The sequence below is a fragment of the Ruegeria sp. SATB045 genome (genome assembly GCF_059613525.1).
The window spans coordinates 418,285-442,524 of record NZ_JBXWSR010000037.1; the positions used below are offsets into that span (position 1 = coordinate 418,285).

The following is a 24,240-nucleotide window of genomic DNA, read 5'->3' on the forward strand; positions in this document are numbered from 1 at the left end:
AGGGGTAAATGGGAAACCATGGGTCTTTCTGCAGACGATGATAATCAGCTCGTTTTCAGACGCTGATTCGCGGTTTCTAGGGCGTGTTTGAATGGCGATCACCCAAGAATCCGCACATTTTGGAAAAAAGTTGGGAAATCGTGGGACATAGTGGGTTCAGCTAATATTTATCTATATATCGTAGCTAGGCGCGATATGGATACTTTTTCTGGTATCCTTTTCCTGTTTGCGTCTATTGAATTCCTCCTTATATTGGGTCTTCCGTGATGACGTGCCTGAATTTTTTATTTGATTTCCATGAATTCCCATGGCATCCCTTGTGCATCCGATGAGGACGAGGCACATGGGGCACCAAACGACCCCGAACCAATAAAATTCAGGTTTCATACAGGCATCTCGCTTTCATCAATCAAGAGATCCGGCGCGCGGGCGAGCAGACATCCCCCCAGGTGGCGCGCGCAGCTGGACTTCCCGCTCAGCGGGCCAATGCGGCGGGTTGATCAGTGGCAGCAGATCAACCCGCCGTTTTTCATCCGGGGGAAACGTGAAGTTCAAGTGGGGCGCAAGCGAAAGGGACAGTCGTCTTGGCGCGCAGGTTCAGAGGTGAAAGCCACCACAAGGTGGATACGAAGGGCAGGGTGTCGATCCCGGCCTCATTTCGCCGTGTGCTTGAAACTTCGGACCCGAACTGGCAACCCGGTGATAACCCTGAGCTTGTGATAGTCTACGGCGATCATCGTCGAAAATACCTTGAATGCTACACAATGGAAGCGATCGACGAGGTCGACGCCAAGATTGATGCTTTGCCGCGCGGATCTATGCAGCGCCGGATGCTGCAACGCATGTTCCACGGTCAGTCCCATCCGACCAACGTTGATGAAACGGGTCGTCTGGTACTGCCCGCCAAGCTGCGCAACAAGATCGATCTGGAAGGCGAGGCTTTCTTTATAGCCGCCGGCGATACCTTCCAGATTTGGAAGCCCGAGACCTATGAGGCTGAAGAGCTGGCAAAGGCGGAAGAATGGTTGGACGATCTGCCCGATGACTTCGACCCGATGGTCTATCTTGATGGCGTCGAGGGGGCGTAGCGGCATGGCCGACGCTCTGACCCCTTCGGACAAACCTCATATCCCTGTTTTGTTGCGCCCATTGCTGGCGGCTGTGGCTCCGGTCTCGGGCGTATGGTTGGATGGCACGTTCGGCGCCGGTGGGTACACAAAAGGTTTGCTTGAGGCGGGGGCTGACAAGGTTATCGGCGTGGACCGCGATCCGTTGGCCTTTGAAATGGTCGCGGATTGGGTTGGTGACTACGGCGACCGATTGGTGATGCAACCCGGTGTGTTCTCACGCATGGATGAGTATGCACAGGATTTGGACGGAGTTGTGTTGGACCTGGGCGTGTCCTCGATGCAGCTGGATCAGGCCGAGCGTGGGTTTTCCTTCATGAAGGACGGCCCGCTGGATATGCGGATGAGCCAAGAAGGCGAAAGCGCTGCAGATCTGGTCAATGCCGCGTCCGAGGCGCAGTTGGCTGATATCCTGTTTCACTTTGGAGAAGAGCGCGCCAGCCGCCGCATTGCCAAGGCCATCGTCAAGGCGCGTGCGGAGGAGGCGATCACGACGACCCTGCGTTTGGCCGAGATCATCGAATCCTGCCTGCCGCGCCCGAAGCCGGGTCAATCGCACCCGGCAACGCGAAGCTTTCAGGGTCTGCGAATTGCGGTAAATGCGGAATATGAGGAACTGTTTCAAGGTCTTATGGCCGCCGAGCGGGCTTTGAAGCCCGGCGGACAACTGGCAGTGGTGACGTTCCATTCCATCGAAGATCGCATGGTCAAACGGTTTTTCCAGTCGCGGGCGGGTAAAACCGGGCGTGCTAACCGCTATGCGCCCGAGATGGAACAGGATCTGCCGCAATTCACGCTGAAGACGCGCAAGGCGGTGGGGCCAGACGAGCAGGAATTGCAAGAAAATCCGCGCGCGCGCTCGGCCAAGTTGCGTGTTGCTGTGCGGACCGAGGCTCCGGCGGGGGAAATTGAGGCCCGCGCCATTGGGATGCCGCAAATTGGGGGAAGGGCAAAATGAAGAGTGTATTGTATGTGATGACTGCGCTTTCGGTATTTGGGTTGGCTTTGTGGGCCTATCAGGAAAACTACCGCACGCAGCAGGTTGTCAAAGAGACACAGAAGCTGCAGCGTGAGATCGGCATGGCGCAAGTTCGGCTGGCGGTTCTGAATGCAGAATGGGCCTATCTGAACCGCCCGGACCGGTTGCGTGAGCTCGCCGACCTGAATTTCGAGCGTCTGGGCCTGCTGCCTCTGCGCGCAGAACAGTTTGGGCGGGCTGACCAGGTCTCTTATGCCGAAGATCCGGATCTGCCGATCATTGATCCGATCGAACTGCAGGCGATCACGAACATTCAGGCGTTTGGCGAGGTGCAAATCCCATGACCCGGACACCGCTGCGCCCCTTAGCCCGTATCCTAGACGCCCGCGCCCGCGGCGAAAACCCCAAAGCCATCGAGCGCGAAAATATCCGCCAGCGTCACGAAGACATGAAAGACCGCGCCCGCGCCCGCGCCGAGGGGCGGCTTTTGGTTTTGGGCCTGTTCTTTTTCTGTGCGTTTTCGGTAGTTGGTTTTCGCATGGGGATGCTCGCCACCTCCGAGGCGCAAGAGCCGCTGGCCAGCGCGCCCGGTGCCGCCATCGCCATGCAGCGCGCCAATATCGTCGACCGTGAAGGACGCATTCTGGCGACCAATCTGGACACATACTCGGTCTATGCGCAGCCGCCCTTGATGATCGACCCCGAAGCCGCCGCTGATCAATTGGTGGCGATCTTCCCCGATCTTGAAAAAGAACGTCTGGTCAAGGATTTCACCGGCAATCGTAAATTTCTGTGGATCAAGAAACGCATCTCGCCCGAGCAGAAGCAGGCCGTCCATGACATCGGCGACCCCGGCATCCTTTTCGGCCCGCGTGAGATGCGGCTTTACCCCAACGGCAAGCTGGCCGCACATATTCTGGGCGGCTCGGGCTTTGGCCGTGAAGGCGTCAGCGCCGCCGAGGTAATCGGTGTCGCGGGCGTTGAAAAGCAATTCGACGATTATCTGCGTGATCCGGCCAACGGCAACAAACCTCTTCAACTGTCTTTGGACCTGACTGTTCAGGCGGCGGTCGAACAGGTTCTGTATGGCGGCATGAAAATCATGAACGCCAAGGGGGCCTCGGCCGTTCTTATGAACGCCCATACGGGTGAGGTCGTGTCGGCAGCCTCGCTGCCGTCTTTTGACCCCAATGACCGCCCCCGCCCGCCAACTTCTGGGTTTGATCCCTCGGACAGCCCATTGTTCAACCGCTATGTGCAGGGCGTGTACGAGCTGGGCTCGGTCTTCAAGATTTTCACTGCGGCGCAGGCGGTTCAGCTTGGGCTGGTGAATTCCGAGACGATCATCGACACGTCGGGCCCGATGCGGATCGGTCGCTTCCCGATTGGCGAGTTCAACGGCAAAAATTACGGCAAGATCAGCGTGGCGGATGTGATCGTCCACAGCTCGAACCGGGGAACGGGGCGGCTGGCGCTGCAGATCGGCGCAAAACGGCAGCAGAATTTTCTGCGTTCGCTGGGTATGTTCGAACCGACCCCGTTTGAAATTGTCGAGGCCAAGGGCGGCGAGCCTTTGAAGCCCAAGAAATGGGGCGAACTCAGCACGGTTACGATCTCTTATGGCCATGGTCTGTCGACAAGCCCGATGCATCTGGCGGCGGGCTATGCGACGATTGCCAATGGCGGGCACTATGTCAGCCCGACGATCCTGCGCAAAAATGGGCCTCAATACGGGCCGCGCGTGATGTCTGACAGTGCAGCGCAACAGGCGCAGCGGATGTTGCGCAAGGTTGTCACCGACGGCACCGCCAGCTTCGGCGATGTTGCAGGCTATGACGTGGCGGGTAAGACCGGCACGGCTGATAAGCCCAAACCACGTGGCGGCTATTATGATGACAAGGTGATTTCCACCTTCGCGACAATCTTCCCGGCCTATGATCCAAAATACGTGCTGATCGTCACGCTGGATGAGCCATCGATCGTCGCCTACGGCGAAAAGCGCCGCACGGCTGGCTGGACAGCCGTGCCCGTTGCTGCCGAGCTGATCGGGCGCATTGCCCCGTTGCTGGGGTTGCGACCTCGGCTTGAGCCTGAAGCGCGCGCTGCTATAACGCTCACCTCAAATTAGACCGTCCGACAGAGGGTAGGGCATGGGCACAAGACCAAAAACACTCAGCCAACTGGCCCTGACCGCACGCGGAGGCGCGAATCCCGAAATCACCGGTCTGGCCGTAGACAGCCGCGAGGTGCAGGAGGGCTTTCTGTTCGCTGCCTTGCCCGGCACGCGGGTTCATGGCGGCGCGTTCATCCAATACGCCCTGCGCATGGGCGCGGCGGCGATCATGACGGACGCCGAAGGGGCCGAGATTGCAGCCGATGAACTGGCCGCATCAGACGCGGCCTTGGTCGTCGTCGAAGACCCGCGTCAGGCGCTGGCCGGTTGTGCCGCACTATGGTTTGGCGCGCAGCCACAGACCATTGTGGCCGTGACCGGGACCAATGGAAAAACCTCGATCGCCACATTCGTGCGCCAAATCTGGATGGAGCTGGGCCACGCCGCCGTTAACCTTGGCACCACCGGGGTCGAAGGCGCATGGACTGCCCCTCTGGCCCACACCACGCCCGAGCCGATCACGCTGCATCGCTGTTTGTCCGAAGCTGCCGCAAATGGCGTGACCCATGCGGCGATGGAAGCTTCCTCGCACGGGTTGGAACAGCGCCGTCTGGACGGGGTCCATCTGGCGGCTGCGGGATTTTCGAATTTCACGCAGGACCATCTGGACTATCACGAGACGTTCGAAGCGTATTTCGCCGCCAAGGCTGGTCTCTTCGACCGGGTTCTGCCCCAGGACGGCACAGTCGTGATCAATATGAGCGACCCCAAAGGAGCCAAGGTCCGCAAGATCGCCAAGGCTCGTGGACAGGAGGTTCTGACCGTTGGTCTGGGCGATGCCGATCTGTGCCTGATGAACCAGCGTTTTGACGCGACCGGTCAGGATTTGCGGTTCTCATGGAAGGGCAAGGTGTTCCAAACCCGCCTGAACCTGATCGGAGGGTTCCAGGCCGAAAACATCCTTCTGGCCTGTGGTCTGGTGATCGCGGGCGGGGAAGAGCCTGAACGCGTGTTTGAAACTCTGCCGCATCTGACAACCGTGCGCGGTCGGATGCAGCTGGCCGCCACGCGCCAAAACGGTGCGGCGGTGTTCGTCGACTATGCCCATACGCCGGATGCTGTGGCCACTGCCCTCAAGGCGTTGCGCCCGCATGTGATGGGACGGTTGGTTGCCATTGTTGGCGCAGGCGGCGACCGCGATGCGACCAAGCGGCCTTTGATGGGGCAAGCGGCAGCAAACCATGCCGACGTGGTTTTTGTCACCGACGACAACCCGCGTAGCGAAGACCCCGCCACCATCCGCGCCGCTGTTCTGCTTGGCGCGCCCGAGGCGACTGAAGTTGGCGACCGGGCCGAAGCGATCCTGCGCGGCGTCGATGCGCTGCAACCGGGCGATGCTCTGTTGATCGCGGGCAAGGGGCATGAGACCGGCCAGATCGTTGGCGATCAGGTTCTGCCCTTTGATGATGTGGAACAGGCCAGCATCAGCGTGGCCGCGCTGGATGGGAGGGTAGCATGACGCTCTGGACTGCGGCTGAGGCGGCCGAGGCTACCGACGGGCGTGTGACCGCCGACTGGGTGGTGAATGGCGTGTCGATTGACACGCGCACTTTGCAACCGGGCGATCTGTTTGTGGCGCTGAAAGCGGCGCGAGACGGGCATGATTTCGTGGCGCAGGCGTTGGAGAAGGGGGCAGGGGCCGCTTTGGTCTCGCGCATCCCCGAAGGCGTGGCCGAGGATGCGCCGTTGCTGATCGTCGACGATGTGCAAGCGGGGCTGGAGGCGTTGGGCCGAGCCGGTCGGGCCCGCACGGATGCGCGTGTGGTTGGTGTGACAGGAAGTGTCGGCAAGACTTCGACCAAGGAAATGCTGGCCAATATCTTGGAAGCGCAGGGGAAAACCCACGCCAGCGTCGCCAGCTACAACAACCATTGGGGCGTTCCGCTGACCTTGGCGCGGATGCCACGCGACACCGAATTCGCCGTGATCGAGATTGGCATGAACCATCCCGGAGAGATCGCTCCGCTGGCTCAGCAAGCCCGCCCGCATGCGGCGCTGGTGACGACCGTGGCGGCCGTGCATCTTGAGGCGTTCGAGTCGGTCACAGGTATCGCCCATGAAAAGGCTGCGATTTTCGAGGGGCTGGAGCCCGGAGGCACAGCCATCGTGAACGCCGACATTGACGACGCGGATGTGTTGCGCAGCTGTGCGCAGGCTCAAGGGGCGGGAATCGTCGAATTTGGGCGGAACGCTGCGGATTATGTGCTGACGGATGTGGCGCAGACCGCCGACTCGGTCCATGCTTCTGCGGCGCTGGACGGGGTGCCATTAAGTTTTGACGTAAGGTCGGCAGGGACGCATTTCGCCATGAACGGGCTGGGTGCTTTGGCGACATGCGTTGAGCTGGGCGTTGATCTGGAACAAGCCATTGCCGGGCTGCGCCGGTGGTCTCCGGTCGCGGGTCGCGGCGTGCGCGAGACGCTGCCGCTGGCGAGCGGTGGGAAGATTGAGCTTCTGGATGACAGCTATAACGCCAACCCGACCTCGATGGAGGCGGCCTTGGACGTTCTGGCCGCCGCGCAGGGCCCGCGTAGGATCGCGTTCTTGGGCGATATGAAGGAGTTGGGCGCACAGGAAACCGCCATGCACGCGGCCATGGCCGATGTTGCGGCGATGGCGCATGTGGATCAGGTGCATTGCATCGGTCCGTTGATGCAGGCGCTGCATGATGCGTTGCCCGAGGGGAAACGCGGGCTTTGGACGGAAACCAGCGCCGAAATGGCCTCGCATCTGCCGGATCTGATCCGCGCGGGCGATATCGTGCTGGCCAAAGGATCTTTGAGCATGGCGCTGGCGCGGATTGTTGACGGTTTACGGAAAATGGGGCAAGGGGGCGCGCTTGAGCCATGATCGCCGCACGAGAAAGGTGTTAGAATGCTTTATTGGTTGACCAATCTGTCCGATGGCGGGGATTTCTTTAACCTCTTTCGCTATATCACCTTCCGTGCGGGCGGTGCCTTTATGACAGCGCTGATCTTCGGGTTCCTGTTTGGCAAACCGTTGATCAACGTGCTGCGCCGCAAGCAGGGCAAAGGTCAGCCGATCCGAGATGACGGCCCCGAGGGGCATTTTTCAAAGGCAGGTACACCTACAATGGGCGGGTTGCTGATCGTGGGGGCGTTGGTGACGTCAACGCTGGTCTGGGCACGGTGGGACAACCCCTATGTCTGGATGGTCTTGTTCGTGACGCTGGGCTATGCGGCGATTGGCTTTGCGGATGACTACGCAAAAGTGTCCAAACAGAACACTAAGGGCGTGTCGGGCAAGATGCGTTTGGCTTTGGGCGTGTTGATCGCAGTGCTCGCTTCGGTCTGGGCAACCCTGCACCACCCCGAGGCGTTGCAGAACCAACTGGCGGTGCCTGTGTTCAAGGATACGCTGGTCAATTTGGGTATTTTCTATATCCCGTTCGCGATTGTTGTAATTGTTGGCGCTGCGAACGCTGTGAATTTGACCGATGGGCTGGACGGTTTGGCGATCATGCCTGCGATGATCGCGGCCTCGACTTTAGGTGTGATTGCCTATGCGGTTGGGCGGGTCGACTTTACCGAGTATCTGGATGTGCATTACGTGCCGGGTACAGGCGAGATTTTCATCTTTACCTCGGCCTTGTTCGGCGCAGGGCTTGGGTTCCTGTGGTACAATGCACCCCCGGCTGCGGTGTTCATGGGCGATACTGGATCATTGGCTTTGGGCGGTGCCTTGGGAGCCATCGCGGTAGCGACCAAGCACGAACTGGTGCTGGCCGTGGTTGGCGGCCTGTTCGTCGTTGAAGCCCTGAGTGTTATCATTCAAGTTCTGTATTTCAAACGCACCGGACGGCGGGTGTTTCTGATGGCGCCAATCCACCATCACTATGAGAAAAAGGGCTGGGCTGAGCCCACCATCGTGATCCGGTTCTGGATCATCTCTCTGATCCTGGCGATGATCGGGTTGGCGACGCTTAAGGTCCGGTAACGCTCCCGCCAGGTTCGGGGGGCCTGCGGCCCGCCTGCCACCTGTTGGGCCCGGCTCGCGCTGACGCGCGAGCCTTTTGCGTCTCTTGCCAAGGCTTGTGTCTTCTGCGCAGGGTGGCCGCGACATGTACGACAGAACAAGGTGGGCAGGATGATCCCGGTCAAAGGGTTTTCGGGGCAGAAAGTAGCGGTGCTTGGGCTTGGTCGCTCGGGTCTGGCCACGGCGCGTGCGCTTAGGGCAGGCAAGGCAGAAGCCGTCTGTTGGGATGACAATCCAGCCGCCCGCGAAAAAGCCGAGGCCGAGGGGTTTGCCTGTGCCGATCTGCGCCGCCAAGGGGCGTTCGATCAGATCGCTGCGCTGATCGTCTCGCCCGGTATCCCTCATCTCTACCCTGTACCAAATCCCGTCGTCGCGGCCGCACTTGATGCCGGCGTGCCGATCGACAATGATATCGGGTTGTTTTTTCGATCGTTTGCGGGCCCGGAATGGGATAATTTCGACACGCCCCCACGTGTTATTGCGGTCACGGGCTCTAATGGCAAATCAACCACGGCGGCATTGATCCATCACATTCTGACCGAGGCAGGCCGAGAGGCCCAGTTGGCCGGAAACATTGGGCGTGGGGTTCTCGATATTGAACCCGGTCGGGATGCTTCAGTCGTCGTGCTGGAGCTGTCGAGCTATCAAACCGAACTGGCGCGAGCGTTAACGCCGGATATCGCGGTGTTTACCAATCTGTCTCCGGATCATCTGGATCGGCACGGGGGTATGGGTGGCTACTTTGCCGCCAAACGTCGCCTGTTTGCCGAAGGTGGCCCGGACCGGGCAGTGATTGGCGTCGACGAAAATGAAGGCGCGTTTTTGGCCGGGCAATTGGCCGAAGGCCCAACGGATGACCGGGTGATCCGGATCTCGGTTGCCCGAAAACTGACGGGGCCCGGGTGGCAGGTTTTTGCCCGCAAAGGGTTCTTGTCCGAATACCGCAAAGGTCGACAGGCAGGCGCGATTGACTTGCGTAACATTAAAGGGCTGCCGGGCGCGCATAACCATCAAAACGCCTGTGCTGCTTACGCGGCATGTCGCGCGCTTGGGCTGGCCCCGCGCGTGATTGAGGATGCGTTGCACAGCTATCCCGGTCTGCCGCACCGCAGTCAGATCATCGCCGAAGCGAATGGCGTGACCTTTGTGAATGATTCGAAGGCCACCAATGTAGACAGCGCGCTCAAGGCGCTAAGTGCGTTTAAGAACGTCCGGTGGATCTGCGGCGGTCTTGAGAAGGAAGGCGGTTTGTCTGCCTTGAACACAGCCTGCGATCAAGTCGTCAAAGCCTACGTCATTGGGCGGGAGGCCGCCGGTTTCGCCATGCAGCTCGAGGTGGAGGCGCAGGTCTGTACCACAATGGCCGAGGCCGTCGCGCAGGCTGTGGCGGATGCGGCGCCGGGGGACACAGTATTGCTAGCCCCAGCTGCGGCCAGTTTCGATCAATATGACAATTTCGAGCAACGCGGAGAGGATTTCGCAGCACAGGTTCGATTGAACCTTTCACTTTAGAAATTTGCAATAGATTGCCGGTTGGGCCAAGCTGCGGTGCTATGTGCTTGACGCCCATTACTAATTGGTCTTGCTTGCCTGTAAATTCAACACGAGGTTATCAATATGACTTACCGTAAGTTTTCTCTGGTCCTGCCTGCGCTTTTGGTGGCCGGAGCCTGTACAAACACTGGTGCGAATTATCAGCCCGTCATCGATGGGCCGGTCGGCCCGAATTACAACGTCGACCTACAGCAATGCCAACAGCTGGCAGCTTCGCAGGCTTCGGTTGATGGGACTACGGCCGGTAACGCGGCAATCGGGGCTGCGGGTGCCGCGGCAGTTACCGGGATCGTTCAGGACAGCAGCGACAATCTGGGGCGCGCCGCAGTCGCAGGTGCGCTGGTAGGTGCCGGTGCCGACGTGATAAACAAGAACCAGAACAAGGAAGTTCTCGTGCGCAACTGTATGCGCGGCCGTGGCTATAACGTCGTAGGCTAACCTGCAGCTATGGCGGTTCCGGCGGCGTGACCCGAAGACCACGCCCACTGGAAATTGTAACCGCCCAGCCAGCCGGTAACATCCACCGCTTCGCCAATCGCATAGAGGCCGGGGACATCCCTGGCCTCCATCGTTTTGGACGACAATTCATCCGTATTGATCCCGCCCAAAGTAACCTCGGCGGTGCGATACCCTTCGGTACCAGAGGGGGTGAGGGACCAGTTGGACAGCGCCGTCACCAGATCGTTCAGGGCGGCGTCGGACTGGTCGGCCAGATTACCGCGCATTGGTATTTGGTGTTTCAGATAGTCGACCAGCCGTGCGGGCAGGTGCCGTGCCAGTTCGGTGGTCAGGGCCTTGCGCCCTCCGGTCTGGCGCTGATCGCGCAGCAGGTCGAACAGGGGCAGGTCGGGGATCAGGTTCGCACGGATCGCCTCACCTTCATGCCAGTATGACGACAGTTGCAGCACCGATGGCCCGCTAAGTCCGCGATGGGTGAACAATAGCGCTTCGTCAAAGTTGGTGCGATCGTTTGACAGGCGGGCGGGCAGGGACACACCCGAAAGCTCCTTGAACCGGCCATCCGAAAAGGTGAAGGGCACCAGCGCCGCCCGCGTGTCTGTAACGCTGAGGTCGAATTGATGGGCGATGTCATAGGCTAACCCCGTTGCGCCCATCTTGGGGATCGACTTGCCGCCTGTCGCCAGCACCAGATTTCGGCAAATCAGGTTTTGGCGCTGGCCTTCGCGCTCGACCTCGATCGCAAAGCCGTATTCGGTTTTGCGCAGATCACGTACCGAGGTTTGCAGCCAGAGTTCAGCCCCGGCGCGGGTCATCTCGTCCAACAGCATCTGGACAATCTGCTTCGAAGACCCATCGCAGAACAATTGCCCCAGAGTTTTCTCATGCCACGCGATTCCGTGACGCCCGACCAGATCGATAAAATCCCATTGCGTGTATCGCGCCAGTGCGGATTTGCAGAAATGTGGGTTTTGCGACAGGAAATTTCCGGGGCCCGCATACATATTGGTGAAATTGCAGCGCCCCCCGCCTGAGATGCGGATTTTCTCTCCGGCTGCTTTGGCATGGTCGATCACCAGAACGCGCCCGCCGCAGTGGGAGGCACACATCATACCGGCTGCACCGGCACCAAGGATGATCGTGTCAAAGGTCATGGACGAGGGGATGGCGCGGATCGCGTCGGAACGCAAGAGCATGCCGTCGTCTCGCTCAAGGTGTGCTGGTAAGTGGGCAATCCCGATTGCCAGCCGCTGAAAGCACTGTCATCCTGTGGCGACAGTTCACCCGAGGAGAAGGAACAATTCATGCATTACCCAGACTTCATAACGGTCTTTCCGAAACTGGACGTTCCTTTCCCTGAAGATGTGGTGCAGACGGCTGTCATTCGCTCGGAAGCAGGTCTGGTAGCGTTCTTCACTTTTCTGAAGGATATGGAGCTTCCGCTTCATTCGCATGGTGCGCAATGGGGCACGGTCGTTGAAGGTGAGATTGCACTGACGATCGGAGACCAGACGAAAACTTACCGTCCGGGCGACAGCTACTCGATCCCGGCGGGCGTCGAACACGGAGGCCAGATCAAGGCCGGTACACGCGTGATTGATGTCTTTGAGGAACCGGACCGGTACCCAATTAAAGCGTGACGCGTTATTTCAACTCTGGGGCTGATCGAATTCCGCTTATGCCCCTCATTTCCCTAGCCCCAAAGCCAAAATCGCTGTAGAGTCTCAATCAGACCCCGAAAACGGGGCGTGAACGAGGCAGATAGTGGCGGTATCTCATGACTGAGATGGTGTATGGCGCGGTCCGGGACACGCGCGGCGAACCGATTCTACCAAAGTGGTGGCGCACGATTGATCGCTGGACCATGTCCTGCGTGCTGATCCTGTTTGTCATCGGCTTGCTACTGGGGCTGGCTTCATCGCCGCCTTTGGCCGGGCGCAACGGGTTTGATCCCTTCCACTATGTCGAGCGACAGGCGCTGTTTGGCGGGCTGGCGCTGGTGGCAATGCTGCTGACCTCAATGATGTCGCCCACATTGGTGCGGCGTTTGGCGGTGCTGGGCTTTCTGGGCGCGTTTGTGGCGCTGGCCTTTCTGCCGGTCTTCGGCACCGATTTCGGCAAGGGTGCGGTGCGGTGGTATTCCTTGGGATTTGCCTCGCTGCAACCCTCAGAGTTTCTAAAACCCGGCTTTATCGTTGTCGCTGCGTGGCTGCTGGCGGCCTCGCAAGAGATCAACGGCCCTCCGGGGCGATTGTGGTCCTTTGCGCTGTGCATGGCGATTGTGGCGATGCTGGTGCTGCAACCGGATTTTGGGCAGGCCTGTCTGATCCTGTTTGGCTGGGGCGTGATGTATTTCGTGGCCGGTGCGCCGATGCTTTTGCTGGTCGGCATGGCCGGGGCCGTCGTGCTGGGCGGGATGTTCGCCTATTCCAATTCCGAACACTTTGCTCGTCGCATTGACGGATTCCTCAACCAAGAGGTCGATCCGACCACGCAGCTGGGCTATGCCACTAACGCCATCCGCGAAGGCGGGCTGTTCGGCGTCGGAGTAGGTGAGGGGCAGGTGAAGTGGTCTTTGCCCGATGCTCATACCGATTTCATCATCGCCGTCGCGGCCGAGGAATACGGGCTGATTCTGGTGCTGATCATAATCGCGCTCTACTCGCTGATCGTGGTGCGTTCGCTGCTGCGGCTAATGAAGGAACGGGACATGTTCATCCGTCTGGCCGGAACCGGTCTTGCCTGTATGTTTGGCGTTCAGGCGATGATCAACATGGGCGTCGCGGTGCGCCTGCTGCCCGCCAAGGGTATGACGCTGCCTTTCGTCAGCTATGGCGGCTCGTCGCTTATAGCGGGCGGTATCGCAGTTGGCATGTTGCTGGCGTTCACCCGCACCCGACCACAGGGCGAGCTGGGCGATATTCTGCGCGGACGGGGTTGATGAGCAAACCGTACCTATTGATTGCGGCGGGCGGCACCGGGGGCCACATGTTCCCGGCGCAGGCGCTGGCCGAGGCGATGTTGCAAAAAGGCTGGCGCGTACGCCTGTCCACCGATGCGCGCGGTGCGCGCTATACCGGTGGCTTTCCCCCTTCGACCGAGATTGTCGAGGCGACATCGGCCACCTTCGCGCGTGGCGGGCTGGCGGCCAAGGCGATGGTCGGCCCCAAGATCGCGGGTGGCGTGACAAGTATGGCAATGCAGATGATGCGCGACCGGCCCAATGTGGTGGTTGGGTTCGGAGGCTACCCTTCGATCCCGGCGCTGGGTGCAGCGACGCTGTTGAACATTCCACGCATGATCCATGAACAGAACGGTGTGCTGGGCCGCGTGAACCAACTGTTCGCCAAGCGCGTAGCGCAGGTGGCCTGTGGCGTCTGGCCCACGGATTTGCCCGACGGCGCAAAGGGTGTCCATACCGGCAATCCGGTGCGCGGTGCGGTGTTGGAACGTGCCGCGGCAGGCTATATCCCACCCGGAGACTACCCAATGTCGGTTCTGGTGATGGGTGGCAGTCAGGGTGCACGCATCCTCAGTGATGTGGTGCCCGGTGCGCTTGCGGCCTTGCCCGATGGTCTGCGCGACCATATCCGTGTGGCCCATCAGGCCCGCGATGAAGATGGTGAACGTGTCACCGCCTTTTACGCCGACCATGGTATCCGGGCCGAGGTTCTGCCCTTTTTCGATGACGTTCCCCGGCGCATGTCCGATGCGCAGCTGGTGATCAGCCGCTCGGGCGCGTCTAGTGTGGCCGATATCTCGGTCATCGGGAGGCCCTCGATCCTTGTCCCCTTTGCCGCCGCTGCGGGCGACCATCAAACCGCCAATGCGCGCGGGCTGGTGCAGGCGGGTGGCGCGATCATGATCCCCGAAAACCTGCTTGACGTTGCCGCGCTGACCGAGCAAATCACCGCCGTTCTGACAAACCCCGAGGCCGCACAAAAGATGGCCCGTGCCGCCCTATCGACCGGAGCCCCGGACGCGACCGAGCGTCTGGTTCACCTTGTCGAAGAGCTGGCGCAGAAGGAGACCCCATGAATCCAGCCACCAAACTGCCGCAAGACGTAGGGCCGATCCACTTCGTTGGCATCGGCGGAATTGGGATGTCGGGCATTGCCGAGGTGCTGCTGAATCTGGGCTACCGGGTGCAAGGCTCGGACCTGAAAGCTTCCAAGATCACCGACCGTCTAGCTGGTCTGGGGGCCGAGATTTTCGTGGGCCAGCGCGCCGAAAACCTTGAAAACGCAGCCGTTGTTGTGGTCTCCACAGCGATCAAGCCGGGCAACCCGGAACTGGATGGCGCCCGCGCGCAGGGCCTGCCGGTTGTGCGCCGCGCCGATATGCTGGCCGAGCTGATGCGCCTGAAATCAAACATCGCCATTGCCGGAACTCATGGCAAGACCACCACGACCACCATGATGGCCGAGCTTATGGTGGCGGGCGATTTCGACCCCACCGTGATCAATGGCGGCATCATCCATGCCTACGGGTCCAACGCGCGGATGGGACAGGGTGAATGGATGGTGGTCGAGGCCGACGAATCCGACGGCTCGTTCAACCGCCTGCCTGCGACGATTGCCATCGTCACCAATATCGACCCAGAGCATATGGAGCATTGGGGTGATTTCGACCGGCTGCGGGATGGGTTTTACGAGTTCGTCTCGAACCTGCCCTTCTACGGTCTGGCCGTGTGCTGTACCGACCATGCCGAGGTGCAGACGCTGGTGGGCCGCATCAGCGATCGGCGCGTGCGCACCTATGGGTTCAACGCGCAGGCCGATGTGCGGGCCGTGAACTTGACTTATAAGGACGGCGTCGCGCATTTCGATATCCACCTGCAATACGAAGACACGGTGATCGAGGGCTGCACCCTGCCTATGCCCGGCGACCACAATGTTTCGAACGCTTTGTCCGCCGTGGCTGTGGCCCGCCATCTGGGCATGAAAACCGCTGAAATCCGCGAGGCTCTGGCCAATTTCGGTGGCGTAAACCGCCGCTTTACCAAGGTCGGAGAGGTTGATGGCGTTACCATCATCGACGACTACGGCCACCACCCGGTTGAGATTGCCGCCGTGCTGAAAGCCGCACGCCAAGCCAGTGATGGGCGTGTGATCGCCGTTCACCAGCCGCACCGTTATTCGCGCCTGTCGAATCTGTTTGACGATTTTTGCACCTGTTTCAACGATGCCGACGTGGTCGCAATCGCTGATATTTTTGCTGCGGGTGAAGACCCGATCGAAGGTGCATCGCGTGATGATCTGGTGCAGGGCCTGATCCGCCACGGTCACCGTCACGCCCGCGCGCTGCTGGATGAAAACGATCTGGAGCGTCTGGTCCGCGAACAAGCCCGTCCTGGTGACATGGTTGTTTGCCTCGGCGCCGGGACAATCAGCGCCTGGGCCAACGGTTTGCCCGACCGGTTGCAACGTAAACAAGCTGTGTGACGCAGGGAACCAACTTGACGCTCGACTGATTTGAGCGTTTGCAGCCGCGAAACAACGTCCTCGGAGGGGCGCATGGTAAATTCAGTGGTGTTTGCGGGGCTGTGGGTCATTGCCTCGACCATCGTGGCGATGTTGCCGATGCGTCTGCAGTTTCCGCCAGGCGTGGTGCTGTTTGTCAGTGCACCCGCGCTGATCGTCTGGTTGGGTCATGACTTCGGCTGGTTCATTTCGGTGCTGGCCTTTGCCGCTTTTGCATCGATGTTCCGCAACCCGATTCGCCACTACTGGCGCCGTTGGACCGGGCAGGAGGTTCAGGAATGAATTGGTCAATCGCTCTGGCTGCGTTGTGGGGGATCGCCGCAAATGTGCTGGCGATGATCCCAAGTAAGGACAACCACTGGACCCGCGCCTATGTCCTGATCGCGGTGGGGATTCCGATATTGGGCTATGTCACCCTGCAGAACGGCCCGTGGATCGGACTGTTGGTGCTGGCGATGGGTATGTCCGTGCTGCGCTGGCCAGTGATTTATCTGGGGCGGTGGGTGCGTCGGATGCTTGGTTCGGCTCAGTGACAGTTACGGCTTGCGCGGAGGAAATAAATCCGCGAAGGATCCGGAATGACATCTCTTCCTGAACCCCGTGGCAAACTGACCCAGAACCGAGCGTTGAACGACCTGACATGGCTTCGTGTCGGCGGTCCGGCGGATTATTTGTTCCAACCTAAGGATATTGACGATCTGAAAGCGTTTCTGCACGACCTGCCCGAAGATTTCGACGTGTTCCCCATGGGTGTCGGATCAAACCTGATTGTTCGTGATGGTGGCTTGCGCGCCGTGGTGATCCGGCTGGGGCGCGGGTTCAACGGGATCGAGGTCGCAGGCAACACCGTCACGGCGGGCGCGGCGGCGCTGGATGCGCATGTGGCGCGCAAAGCGGCAGATGCAGGAGTAGATCTTACGTTTTTGCGAACCATTCCGGGCTCGGTTGGTGGGGCGGTGCGGATGAACGCAGGTTGCTATGGCAGCTACACGGCGGATGTGTTGCGCAAGGCCACGATAGTGACGCGCCAGGGGGAGGTCGTGGACCTGACACCGCAGGACCTGAACTTCCGCTATCGTCAATCGGATTTGCCCGATGGGGCGGTGCTGATTTCGGCCACGTTCGAGGGGCCCGCGGGTGATCCACAAGCGCTGCATGACCGGATGGCGGCGCAGTTGCAAAAACGCGATGAGACCCAACCCACAAAAGACCGCAGCGCAGGTTCGACCTTCCGCAACCCGGCAGGGTTTTCCTCGACGGGCAGGGCGGATGACGTGCATGATCTGAAGGCGTGGAAAGTGATCGACGATGCCGGGATGCGCGGGGCCACCAAGGGTGGTGCGCAGATGAGCGAGAAGCACTCGAATTTCCTGATCAACACTGGCGGTGCCACTGCCGCTGACCTCGAAGGTCTGGGCGAAGAGGTGCGAAAAAAGGTTTACGAAACAAGCGGCATCACGCTAGAGTGGGAAATCATGCGGGTCGGTGACCCGTTGAAGGAATAAAGCCCCAACCGTCAGACCAAAACAGGCAAATTCAGGCGGCGGATCAAAGGCATAAACGCAGTACGGACCACCGCATAAGGTCCGGGGACATTGAGGCGCTAAGTGGGTAAGTCGAGCAGGACACACCCCAAAGTGGCGGTATTGATGGGCGGCCCCTCGGCGGAACGCGAGGTGTCACTCAGCTCTGGGCGCGAATGCGCAGCCGCCCTTAGGGGAGAAGGCTTTGAAGTGGTCGAACTGGACGCGGGTCCCGACCTCTATGCGCGTCTTTTGGACATCAAGCCGGATGTGGTTTTCAACGCTCTGCATGGACGCTGGGGTGAAGATGGCTGTGTGCAGGGCCTGCTGGAGTGGATGCGCATTCCGTACACGCATTCCGGCGTGCTGGCCTCGGCGCTCGCGATGGACAAACAGCGCAGCAAAGAGGTGTTTTCCGCAGAAGGTTTGCCTGTTGTTCCCAGCGTGATCGTGCCCAAGCCCGATGTGTCCGCCGCACATGTGATGGATCCGCCCTATGTGGCCAAGCCCAACAACGAAGGGTCCAGCGTCGGGATCTATATCGTCCACGAAGGCTCGAACGGGCCACCGCAACTGTCCGACGACATGCCAGATTACGTGATGGTCGAGAAATACGTGGCCGGGCGCGAGTTGACCGTGACCGTGATGGGCGATCGCGCTCTGACCGTGACCGAGATCATGACTGATGGCGGATGGTATGACTATGATGCCAAATACAAGCCCGGCGGCTCGTGGCATGTGCTGCCTGCCGACATCCCGCAGGATATTTTCGACCGTTGCATGAATCATGCGCTGAAAGCCCATAACGCACTGGGCTGTCGCGGTGTGACCCGTACTGATTATCGTTGGGATGACAGCATGGGCGCAGATGGTCTGTTTCTGTTGGAGACCAATACCCAGCCCGGAATGACACCGACCTCATTGGTGCCCGAGCAAGCCGAACATTGCGGTATGACCTTTGGTCAGCTGTGTGCCTGGATGGTGGAGGACGCCTCATGCGACCGTTAAAAGCCACGCGCGCACCTGTCATTCATCGGTCCAAGCCATTGGCGGGTCCGGATGCCGATTTCGCTTCAGGCGAGCGCCACGAAACAGAACCAAAACTGCGGTTAGGCGGCGTGAAACTGTTCGGGCGCAAATCGCAACGGTTCGACCCGGCTCCGTCTCGCCTCAGCTACCGACTACAGCGTTGGATGCTTACGCCGGGCATACGCCGCGGTCTGAAGTATGGGTTGCCCATCCTGGCCATTTGCGCGGCTACGGGGCTTTATTTTAGCGCAGAGGACCGGCGAGAGGCGGTTGTGGCTTATGTCAATGACATCAAGACCTCGATCCAGCAAAGACCGGAATTCATGGTTAACTTGATGGCCATTGATGGCGCTGGGCCGAATCTCTCCAAAGACATTCGCGAGGTTGTGCCACTGGATTTCCCGATCAGTTCCTGGGATCTGGACGCCGAACAAATCCGCGACACGATTACCGGTCTTGATCCTGTCAAATCTGCGACGGTTCGCATTCGCCCCGGCGGAATTCTTCAGGTTGATGTTGTTGAACGCCAACCCGTGGTGGTTTGGCGCACGCGCAGCGGAACCGAGTTGCTGGACGAAACCGGCGCGCATGTTGAGCGTGTCGCCTCCCGCAAGGACCACGCGACCCTGCCGCTTATTGCAGGAAAGGGCGCGGACGAACATGTCGCTGAGGCACTGCAACTGCTGACAACAGCGCGCAGCCTTGGGGCGCGTGTGCGGGGTCTTGTTCGAATTGGCGAACGCCGCTGGGATCTGGTTCTTGACCGAGGTCAGCGCATCATGCTGCCAACCGATCGGCCCGTGCGCGCACTGGAACGCGTCTTGGCGGTTAATGAGGTGCAGGACCTGTTGGAACGTGACGTGGCCGTTGTGGATATGCGGCTCGGACAACGTCCAACCATAAGAATGACCGAAGCTGCCAGCGAAGACTGGTGGAGTACAAAAACAGACGTGAGTAGCAGGCAGTAACGACCATGATGACCGATCTCTATCAGTCCCAACGGGCCATGCGGCAGATGCGCAGACAGGCGATGCAACGCGGTGTTGTTGCGATTCTGGATGTAGGAAGTTCCAAGATTTCCTGCTTGGTGCTGCGTTTCGACGGAACAGGGCGGTTAAGTGAGGACAAAGGCATCGGGTCTCTGGCCGGTCAGACCGGGTTCCGGGTTATCGGCGCTGCGACCACACGTTCGCGCGGGGTACAGTTTGGCGAAGTCACTGCGATGCAGGAAACCGAACGCGCCATCCGCACCGCTCTTCAAGCTGCGCAGAAGATGGCCGATATTCGGGTCGATCACGTGATCGCCTGCTTCTCGGGCGCGAACCCCCGGTCTTATGGGTTGGATGCGCAGGTCGATCTGGAAGGGCAGGTGGTCAGCGAAGCCGAGGTCGGACGTGTGTTGAACGCCTGCGACGTGCCGGACTATGGCGCGGGCCGCGAGGTACTGCACGCACAGCCGGTGAACTTTGCGTTGGACAATCGCTCGGGCCTTATCGACCCTCGGGGGCAGATGGGTCAGACCCTTGCGGTCGATATGCACATGCTGACAGTTGATGCGGTCGCCATTCAGAATATCGTGCGCTGCATCAAGCGCTGTGATCTGGAATTGGCCGGGATCGCGAATTCGGCCTATGTTTCGGGCATTTCCGCACTGGTTGAAGATGAGCAAGAGTTGGGCGCGGCCTGTATCGACATGGGTGGCGGCACGACAAGTGTGTCTATCTTTATGAAAAAACACATGATTTATGCCGATTGCGTACGCATGGGCGGCGATCATGTGACGTCGGACATTTCGATGGGGCTTGGCGTTCCTGCGAATGTGGCCGAACGTATTAAGACCTTCAACGGCGGCGTGCATGCTACCGGAGCGGATGATCGCGACCTGATCGACATCGGCGGCGATACCGGAGATTGGGAACATGACCGGCGCACCGTCAGCCGCGCCGAGTTGATCGGCATCATGCGTCCTCGTGTAGAAGAGATTTTGGAAGAGGTCCGCATTCGACTGGATGCTGCCGGGTTCGATCATCTGCCCAGCCAGCAGATCGTTCTGACCGGTGGAGGAAGCCAGATTATGGGTTTGGACGGTTTGGCGACTCGTATTCTGGGGCAGCGCGTTCGTCTTGGCCGTCCCCTGCGTGTTCACGGGTTGCCGCAATCGGCGACTGGTCCGGGATTTTCTTCGGTGGTGGGGCTCAGCTTGTTTGCGGCGCATCCGCAGGATGAATGGTGGGACTTCGAGATCCCTGTCGACACCTATGCTGCACGCCCGTTCAAGCGGGCTGTCCGTTGGTTCCGTGACAATTGGTAAGACACTGGTCGCGGCGCTGTTTGTCGCGATTCCCGCCTCGGTTCAGGGTCAGACCCTGATCACGCCCGAGGCTTTTCTGGGGGCTGTTGTAGGCAAGACCGTCAAATTCTACGATTTCCATAACGGTGGCTTGGTTGGCGCCGAAGAGTTCCTGAGCCCGAGTCTCTCGGTCTGGCGCATGGAGGGTAGGGGTTGCGTTTACGGAAAAATTACAACCCCCGATGGCCAGCTTTGTTTCCTGTACGACGACGATGCCGATGGGTTACCTGTGTGCTGGTGGCCTTTCGTGCACAATGGTAGTTTCATGGTTCGCCTGGCGACATTGGCGAATACCGAAATCCAGATTGTGAGAGAGATTTCTGATGAGGGACTGAACTGTCCAAGTACTCCTATTGGTTGAAGAATTCTCTTGCGGATGAACGTCGAATCCAGCAAGATATCCACAAGGCCCGACAGAGGCCAAGCGTGAGGACCCGAGCAGTTTTCCGCGCCTTGTAAAGACAAGAAATCCGTACGTGACATGCCCGTAATCTACGGCGCGTCGGTCGCATCTGTTGTGCTGGATTGAGTTCGTTCCGCAACATCTGGCAAACAATACGAAATACTGGCGTGGAACGCCTTATTTCCTCCATATTTTGTGGATTCTGGCGATTTTTGGCGTGACGTTTGCGGTTTCGGTCGGTAGAATTGTAGCAGGATAGGTAAGAAAAACACCGCGTTGGCGGAGCATATAAACAGGCGGACAGAAGCATGACATTGAATCTTTCGATGCCCGGGCACGATGAATTGAAGCCTCGGATTACGGTATTTGGCGTAGGCGGGGCAGGCGGCAATGCCGTCAATAACATGATTGAAAAACAGTTGGATGGCGTGGATTTCGTGGTCGCCAACACCGACGCTCAGGCGTTGCAGCAGAGCCAGTCGTCGGCTCGTGTGCAATTGGGCGTGAAAGTCACCGAAGGTCTGGGCGCCGGGGCGCGTCCGACCGTGGGTGCCGCAGCCGCCGAGGAAAGCATCGAGCAGATCGTGGATCATCTGGCTGGCGCGCACATGTGCTTCATCACCGCCGGAATGGGCGGTGGCACCGGAACGGGTGCGGCTCCGATTATCGCGCAAGCCGCGCGCGAATTGGGCGTGCTGACCGTGGGCGTTGTGACCAAGCCCTTCCAGTTCGAAGGCGCCAAACGGATGCGTCAGGCCGAAGACGGCGTTGAATCGCTGCAAAAGGTCGTCGATACACTGATCATTATCCCGAACCAGAACCTGTTCCGCCTGGCCAACGAAAAGACCACGTTTACCGAGGCGTTCTCGATGGCGGATGATGTTCTGTATCAGGGCGTCAAGGGCGTGACTGATCTGATGGTGCGTCCGGGCCTGATCAACCTCGACTTTGCGGATGTTCGTGCCGTGATGGACGAGATGGGCAAAGCCATGATGGGAACGGGCGAGGCCACTGGCGAGGATCGTGCGGTTCAGGCTGCCGAGAAGGCGATTGCCAACCCGCTGCTGGACGAAATCAGCCTGAAAGGTGCCAAGGGTGTCCTGATCAACATCACCGGTTCGCATGATCTTACCCTGTTCGAGTTGGACGAGGCGGCCAACCGTATCCGCGAAGAAGTCGACCCCGAGGCGAACATTATCGTTGGTTCGACCCTGGACACGGCCATGGAAGGCGGAATGCGGGTTTCGGTCGTTGCCACTGGCATTGACGCGACCGAGAAGTCCGAGGAGGTGCCGGTTGCGCGTCGCTCGATGTCAGCCCCGTTGACGCGCACTGTGTCGGCGGAAGAGCCTGCGCAGGAAGACACATATGTTTCCGCGCCCGAACCTGCAGAGGCCGAACCGGCTCGTGAGCCTTCGCTGTTCGAAGCGGCCGAAGAGCCTCAGTTCCAGCCGCGCGCCGAACAGGATGACGATGACCTGCCTCCTCCGGCTTATCAGCCGCGTGTAGCTGAATTCGAGCCGACGCCTGATCCGGTTGAAACCGCGACCGACAGCTATGTCGCGCCTCAACCGCAGCCAGCTGCTGGGACACCATCACCGGAAGCGCTGCAGCGTTTGCAGGCAGCGGTTCAAAATGTTCCACCGTCTGATCGTGGGTATGTGGCGCCGCGGCCTCAGCCAACGGCTGCGCCGGCACCCGCAGCTCAATCCGATGCGGATCGTCCCCGGTTTGGGTTTAACCGACTGATCGACAGAATGACTGGCCACGCGGCCGATACGCCGGCACAGCCCCAGCGCCAACAGCCCGTGATGCGCCAATCTGACGCTACGGCGCCAGCGCATGATGAGGCAGACCCCGAGCAAGATCGGATTGAAATTCCGGCCTTCTTGCGGCGTCAAGCCAACTGATCGCGGTAACAAATTGATTAAGAAGGGTCGCTGTTTGGCGGCCCTTTTCCGTTTTAAAACAATTACGTAACCGGGTGTAAGCAGGCTTTTGCCGATCTGTTACATTCATGTTTCATTCGGTTACAAAGAGTGAGTTGAGCCTTTTGCCCGCGTTCCTTAACTGAGATGCCAACACGGCCAAACTAGGTCGGACACCACTCACCGAGGCCCAAATTGCAACATACGCTCAAATCTCCGATCACGTTTACCGGTGTAGGGCTGCATAGCGGCAAGCCTGCGAATATGGTGCTGAAACCGGCGGCAGCTGGCCATGGCATCTGGTTTAAACGTACGGATATTGAACTGGGCAATGCACTGGTCCCTGCGATCTATGATGTGGTCGAGCGAACTCCGCTCTGCACCCGACTGATCAACGATGCGGGTGCTTCGGTGTCGACGGTTGAACATATAATGGCTGCGCTGGCAGGATGTGGTGTCCACAACGCACTGATCGAGATTGATGGCCCCGAAGTTCCGATCATGGATGGATCGTCAATCGAATTTGTGCGTGGGATCATGGCGAAGGGCGTGCGCCGTCAGGCCAGCCCGGTTCTGGCCTACGAAGTATTAAAGCCTGTGACTGCTTCACGGGAAGGAGCGAGCGCTTCGATTGCGCCTGCCGACGGTCTGATTATCGACTTCCACATTGATTTTGAGGACGGCGCCATCGGACGCCAGACTAAAACTCTGGACATGCGTAACGGCTCATTTGCGCGGGAACTCAGCGATTGCCGCACTTTCTGCCGCCGCACAGATGTTGAAGCGATGCGCGAAAACGGTTTGGCCCTTGGTGGAACGCTGGAAAACGCGGTCGTCGTGCAAGGGAACGAAGTTCTGACACCCGGCGGGTTCCGTCATGCCGACGAAGCTGTGCGCCACAAAATGCTGGACGCACTAGGCGATCTGTACCTGGCCGGTGGTCCGATTCTCGGCCACTTTACCGGGGATAAGTCGGGACATGCGATGACGAACACTCTGCTGCGGAAGTTGTTTGAGACCCCCGGAGCAGTTCGTCCGATCCTGTGCACGCCGGAACAGGCTGCCCGTTTGCCAGGGCAAGGGCTGGTTTGGAACGAAATTCCCGAAGTCGCTTGATTGGATCAACTCTGTCGACAATTCCGACAGTAGGCAGACTAAGGCGTTTTGCCCCGGAATTATATGTGCTAAACCAAGCCTCAAACCGGGGCGTGCCTCGACAAGCAAGACGACAAGGAT

At 59.5% G+C, this 24,240-nt stretch carries 23 protein-coding genes; 22 read left to right on the forward strand and 1 reads right to left on the reverse strand.

Features of this window, described 5'->3' with window-relative positions:
- Positions 1-584: 584 nt before the first annotated feature.
- The 9 genes from mraZ to AC2FNR_RS21795 all read left to right on the forward strand — a co-directional run bounded on the left by mraZ (position 585) and on the right by AC2FNR_RS21795 (position 10,267).
- Positions 585-1,088, forward strand: coding sequence for a division/cell wall cluster transcriptional repressor MraZ (mraZ, locus tag AC2FNR_RS21755; protein WP_170352544.1), 504 nt, complete (start codon positions 585-587; stop codon positions 1,086-1,088).
- 4 nt (positions 1,089-1,092) lie between these two features.
- A complete protein-coding gene (rsmH, locus tag AC2FNR_RS21760; protein WP_496851409.1) occupies positions 1,093-2,085 on the forward strand; it encodes a 16S rRNA (cytosine(1402)-N(4))-methyltransferase RsmH in 993 nt (330 codons plus the stop codon).
- Complete coding sequence (ftsL, locus tag AC2FNR_RS21765) at positions 2,082-2,450, forward strand: cell division protein FtsL (protein ID WP_496851411.1); 369 nt, start codon at positions 2,082-2,084, stop codon at positions 2,448-2,450. Before rsmH ends, ftsL begins: the two co-directional genes overlap by 4 nt.
- Positions 2,447-4,234: a peptidoglycan D,D-transpeptidase FtsI family protein gene (locus tag AC2FNR_RS21770; protein WP_496851413.1), complete on the forward strand. Its 1,788-nt coding sequence runs from the start codon at positions 2,447-2,449 to the stop codon at positions 4,232-4,234. Before ftsL ends, AC2FNR_RS21770 begins: the two co-directional genes overlap by 4 nt.
- A 22-nt stretch (positions 4,235-4,256) precedes the next feature.
- Complete coding sequence (locus AC2FNR_RS21775) at positions 4,257-5,738, forward strand: UDP-N-acetylmuramoyl-L-alanyl-D-glutamate--2,6-diaminopimelate ligase (RefSeq protein ID WP_496851415.1); 1,482 nt, start codon at positions 4,257-4,259, stop codon at positions 5,736-5,738.
- Positions 5,735-7,129 carry a UDP-N-acetylmuramoyl-tripeptide--D-alanyl-D-alanine ligase gene (locus tag AC2FNR_RS21780; RefSeq protein ID WP_496851417.1) on the forward strand — a complete coding sequence of 465 codons (1,395 nt, stop codon included), beginning with the start codon at positions 5,735-5,737 and terminating at the stop codon, positions 7,127-7,129. Before AC2FNR_RS21775 ends, AC2FNR_RS21780 begins: the two co-directional genes overlap by 4 nt.
- Positions 7,130-7,153: 24 nt before the next feature.
- On the forward strand, positions 7,154-8,236 hold the full coding sequence (gene mraY / locus AC2FNR_RS21785; protein WP_170352550.1) for a phospho-N-acetylmuramoyl-pentapeptide-transferase: 1,083 nt from the start codon (positions 7,154-7,156) through the stop codon (positions 8,234-8,236).
- A 150-nt stretch (positions 8,237-8,386) separates the two neighbouring features.
- Positions 8,387-9,787 (forward strand): UDP-N-acetylmuramoyl-L-alanine--D-glutamate ligase, encoded by a 1,401-nt coding sequence (murD, locus tag AC2FNR_RS21790; protein WP_170753072.1) that lies wholly within the window; start codon positions 8,387-8,389, stop codon positions 9,785-9,787.
- Between the two features lie 105 nt (positions 9,788-9,892).
- Positions 9,893-10,267 (forward strand): glycine zipper family protein, encoded by a 375-nt coding sequence (locus tag AC2FNR_RS21795; RefSeq protein ID WP_170753070.1) that lies wholly within the window; start codon positions 9,893-9,895, stop codon positions 10,265-10,267.
- On the opposite strand, the gene AC2FNR_RS21800 is transcribed toward AC2FNR_RS21795, so the two are convergent.
- Positions 10,264-11,442 (reverse strand): BaiN/RdsA family NAD(P)/FAD-dependent oxidoreductase, encoded by a 1,179-nt coding sequence (locus AC2FNR_RS21800; RefSeq protein WP_496851484.1) that lies wholly within the window; start codon positions 11,440-11,442, stop codon positions 10,264-10,266. The two genes, AC2FNR_RS21795 and AC2FNR_RS21800, sit on opposite strands and share 4 nt — an antisense overlap.
- 150 nt (positions 11,443-11,592) lie before the next feature.
- On the opposite strand from AC2FNR_RS21800, the gene AC2FNR_RS21805 reads away from it, so the two are divergent.
- The 13 genes from AC2FNR_RS21805 to lpxC all read left to right on the forward strand — a co-directional run bounded on the left by AC2FNR_RS21805 (position 11,593) and on the right by lpxC (position 24,120).
- Positions 11,593-11,928: a cupin domain-containing protein gene (locus tag AC2FNR_RS21805; protein ID WP_170352553.1), complete on the forward strand. Its 336-nt coding sequence runs from the start codon at positions 11,593-11,595 to the stop codon at positions 11,926-11,928.
- Positions 11,929-12,065: 137 nt separating this feature from the next.
- Positions 12,066-13,229, forward strand: a complete 1,164-nt coding sequence (gene ftsW / locus AC2FNR_RS21810) for a putative lipid II flippase FtsW (protein ID WP_170753068.1) — start codon at positions 12,066-12,068, stop codon at positions 13,227-13,229.
- Complete coding sequence (locus AC2FNR_RS21815) at positions 13,229-14,326, forward strand: UDP-N-acetylglucosamine--N-acetylmuramyl-(pentapeptide) pyrophosphoryl-undecaprenol N-acetylglucosamine transferase (RefSeq protein ID WP_480867624.1); 1,098 nt, start codon at positions 13,229-13,231, stop codon at positions 14,324-14,326. Before ftsW ends, AC2FNR_RS21815 begins: the two co-directional genes overlap by 1 nt.
- Entirely contained in the window at positions 14,323-15,732 is a 1,410-nt protein-coding gene (gene murC / locus AC2FNR_RS21820; RefSeq protein ID WP_496851420.1) for a UDP-N-acetylmuramate--L-alanine ligase, read from the forward strand. Before AC2FNR_RS21815 ends, murC begins: the two co-directional genes overlap by 4 nt.
- A gap of 72 nt (positions 15,733-15,804) precedes the next feature.
- The gene (locus tag AC2FNR_RS21825; protein WP_170352557.1) at positions 15,805-16,053 is read left to right on the forward strand and encodes a DUF2484 family protein; all 249 of its coding nucleotides are present in this window, start codon (positions 15,805-15,807) and stop codon (positions 16,051-16,053) included.
- On the forward strand, positions 16,050-16,304 hold the full coding sequence (locus tag AC2FNR_RS21830; protein ID WP_170352558.1) for a DUF2484 family protein: 255 nt from the start codon (positions 16,050-16,052) through the stop codon (positions 16,302-16,304). The genes AC2FNR_RS21825 and AC2FNR_RS21830 overlap by 4 nt, the downstream gene beginning before the upstream one ends.
- A 45-nt stretch (positions 16,305-16,349) precedes the next feature.
- Positions 16,350-17,276 carry a UDP-N-acetylmuramate dehydrogenase gene (gene murB, locus AC2FNR_RS21835; RefSeq protein ID WP_496851423.1) on the forward strand — a complete coding sequence of 309 codons (927 nt, stop codon included), beginning with the start codon at positions 16,350-16,352 and terminating at the stop codon, positions 17,274-17,276.
- A 102-nt stretch (positions 17,277-17,378) separates the two neighbouring features.
- A complete protein-coding gene (locus tag AC2FNR_RS21840) occupies positions 17,379-18,302 on the forward strand; it encodes a D-alanine--D-alanine ligase (protein WP_480867620.1) in 924 nt (307 codons plus the stop codon).
- Positions 18,290-19,291 (forward strand): cell division protein FtsQ/DivIB, encoded by a 1,002-nt coding sequence (locus tag AC2FNR_RS21845; RefSeq protein ID WP_496851425.1) that lies wholly within the window; start codon positions 18,290-18,292, stop codon positions 19,289-19,291. The genes AC2FNR_RS21840 and AC2FNR_RS21845 overlap by 13 nt, the downstream gene beginning before the upstream one ends.
- 8 nt (positions 19,292-19,299) lie before the next feature.
- Complete coding sequence (gene ftsA, locus AC2FNR_RS21850) at positions 19,300-20,634, forward strand: cell division protein FtsA (RefSeq protein WP_496851486.1); 1,335 nt, start codon at positions 19,300-19,302, stop codon at positions 20,632-20,634.
- Positions 20,621-21,034: a hypothetical protein gene (locus AC2FNR_RS21855; protein ID WP_496851427.1), complete on the forward strand. Its 414-nt coding sequence runs from the start codon at positions 20,621-20,623 to the stop codon at positions 21,032-21,034. The genes ftsA and AC2FNR_RS21855 overlap by 14 nt, the downstream gene beginning before the upstream one ends.
- A 350-nt stretch (positions 21,035-21,384) precedes the next feature.
- Complete coding sequence (gene ftsZ, locus AC2FNR_RS21860; protein ID WP_496851429.1) at positions 21,385-22,986, forward strand: cell division protein FtsZ; 1,602 nt, start codon at positions 21,385-21,387, stop codon at positions 22,984-22,986.
- 213 nt (positions 22,987-23,199) lie between these two features.
- A complete protein-coding gene (gene lpxC, locus AC2FNR_RS21865) occupies positions 23,200-24,120 on the forward strand; it encodes a UDP-3-O-acyl-N-acetylglucosamine deacetylase (RefSeq protein ID WP_170352563.1) in 921 nt (306 codons plus the stop codon).
- The last annotated feature ends 120 nt before the right edge of the window (positions 24,121-24,240 follow it).

What these genes read in the sequence shown, in the direction of transcription:
- rsmH (WP_496851409.1), top strand. Translation starts at nt 1,093, where the DNA reads ATGGCCGACGCTCTGACCCCTTCGGACAAACCTCATATCCCTGTTTTG.
- ftsL (WP_496851411.1), top strand. Translation starts at nt 2,082, where the DNA reads ATGAAGAGTGTATTGTATGTGATGACTGCGCTTTCGGTATTTGGGTTG.
- AC2FNR_RS21770 (WP_496851413.1), top strand. Translation starts at nt 2,447, where the DNA reads ATGACCCGGACACCGCTGCGCCCCTTAGCCCGTATCCTAGACGCCCGC.
- AC2FNR_RS21775 (WP_496851415.1), top strand. Translation starts at nt 4,257, where the DNA reads ATGGGCACAAGACCAAAAACACTCAGCCAACTGGCCCTGACCGCACGC.
- AC2FNR_RS21780 (WP_496851417.1), top strand. Translation starts at nt 5,735, where the DNA reads ATGACGCTCTGGACTGCGGCTGAGGCGGCCGAGGCTACCGACGGGCGT.
- mraY (WP_170352550.1), top strand. Translation starts at nt 7,154, where the DNA reads ATGCTTTATTGGTTGACCAATCTGTCCGATGGCGGGGATTTCTTTAAC.
- murD (WP_170753072.1), top strand. Translation starts at nt 8,387, where the DNA reads ATGATCCCGGTCAAAGGGTTTTCGGGGCAGAAAGTAGCGGTGCTTGGG.
- AC2FNR_RS21795 (WP_170753070.1), top strand. Translation starts at nt 9,893, where the DNA reads ATGACTTACCGTAAGTTTTCTCTGGTCCTGCCTGCGCTTTTGGTGGCC.
- AC2FNR_RS21800 (WP_496851484.1), bottom strand. Translation starts at nt 11,442, where the DNA reads ATGACCTTTGACACGATCATCCTTGGTGCCGGTGCAGCCGGTATGATG.
- AC2FNR_RS21805 (WP_170352553.1), top strand. Translation starts at nt 11,593, where the DNA reads ATGCATTACCCAGACTTCATAACGGTCTTTCCGAAACTGGACGTTCCT.
- ftsW (WP_170753068.1), top strand. Translation starts at nt 12,066, where the DNA reads ATGACTGAGATGGTGTATGGCGCGGTCCGGGACACGCGCGGCGAACCG.
- AC2FNR_RS21815 (WP_480867624.1), top strand. Translation starts at nt 13,229, where the DNA reads ATGAGCAAACCGTACCTATTGATTGCGGCGGGCGGCACCGGGGGCCAC.
- murC (WP_496851420.1), top strand. Translation starts at nt 14,323, where the DNA reads ATGAATCCAGCCACCAAACTGCCGCAAGACGTAGGGCCGATCCACTTC.
- AC2FNR_RS21825 (WP_170352557.1), top strand. Translation starts at nt 15,805, where the DNA reads ATGGTAAATTCAGTGGTGTTTGCGGGGCTGTGGGTCATTGCCTCGACC.
- AC2FNR_RS21830 (WP_170352558.1), top strand. Translation starts at nt 16,050, where the DNA reads ATGAATTGGTCAATCGCTCTGGCTGCGTTGTGGGGGATCGCCGCAAAT.
- murB (WP_496851423.1), top strand. Translation starts at nt 16,350, where the DNA reads ATGACATCTCTTCCTGAACCCCGTGGCAAACTGACCCAGAACCGAGCG.
- AC2FNR_RS21845 (WP_496851425.1), top strand. Translation starts at nt 18,290, where the DNA reads ATGCGACCGTTAAAAGCCACGCGCGCACCTGTCATTCATCGGTCCAAG.
- ftsA (WP_496851486.1), top strand. Translation starts at nt 19,300, where the DNA reads ATGACCGATCTCTATCAGTCCCAACGGGCCATGCGGCAGATGCGCAGA.
- ftsZ (WP_496851429.1), top strand. Translation starts at nt 21,385, where the DNA reads ATGACATTGAATCTTTCGATGCCCGGGCACGATGAATTGAAGCCTCGG.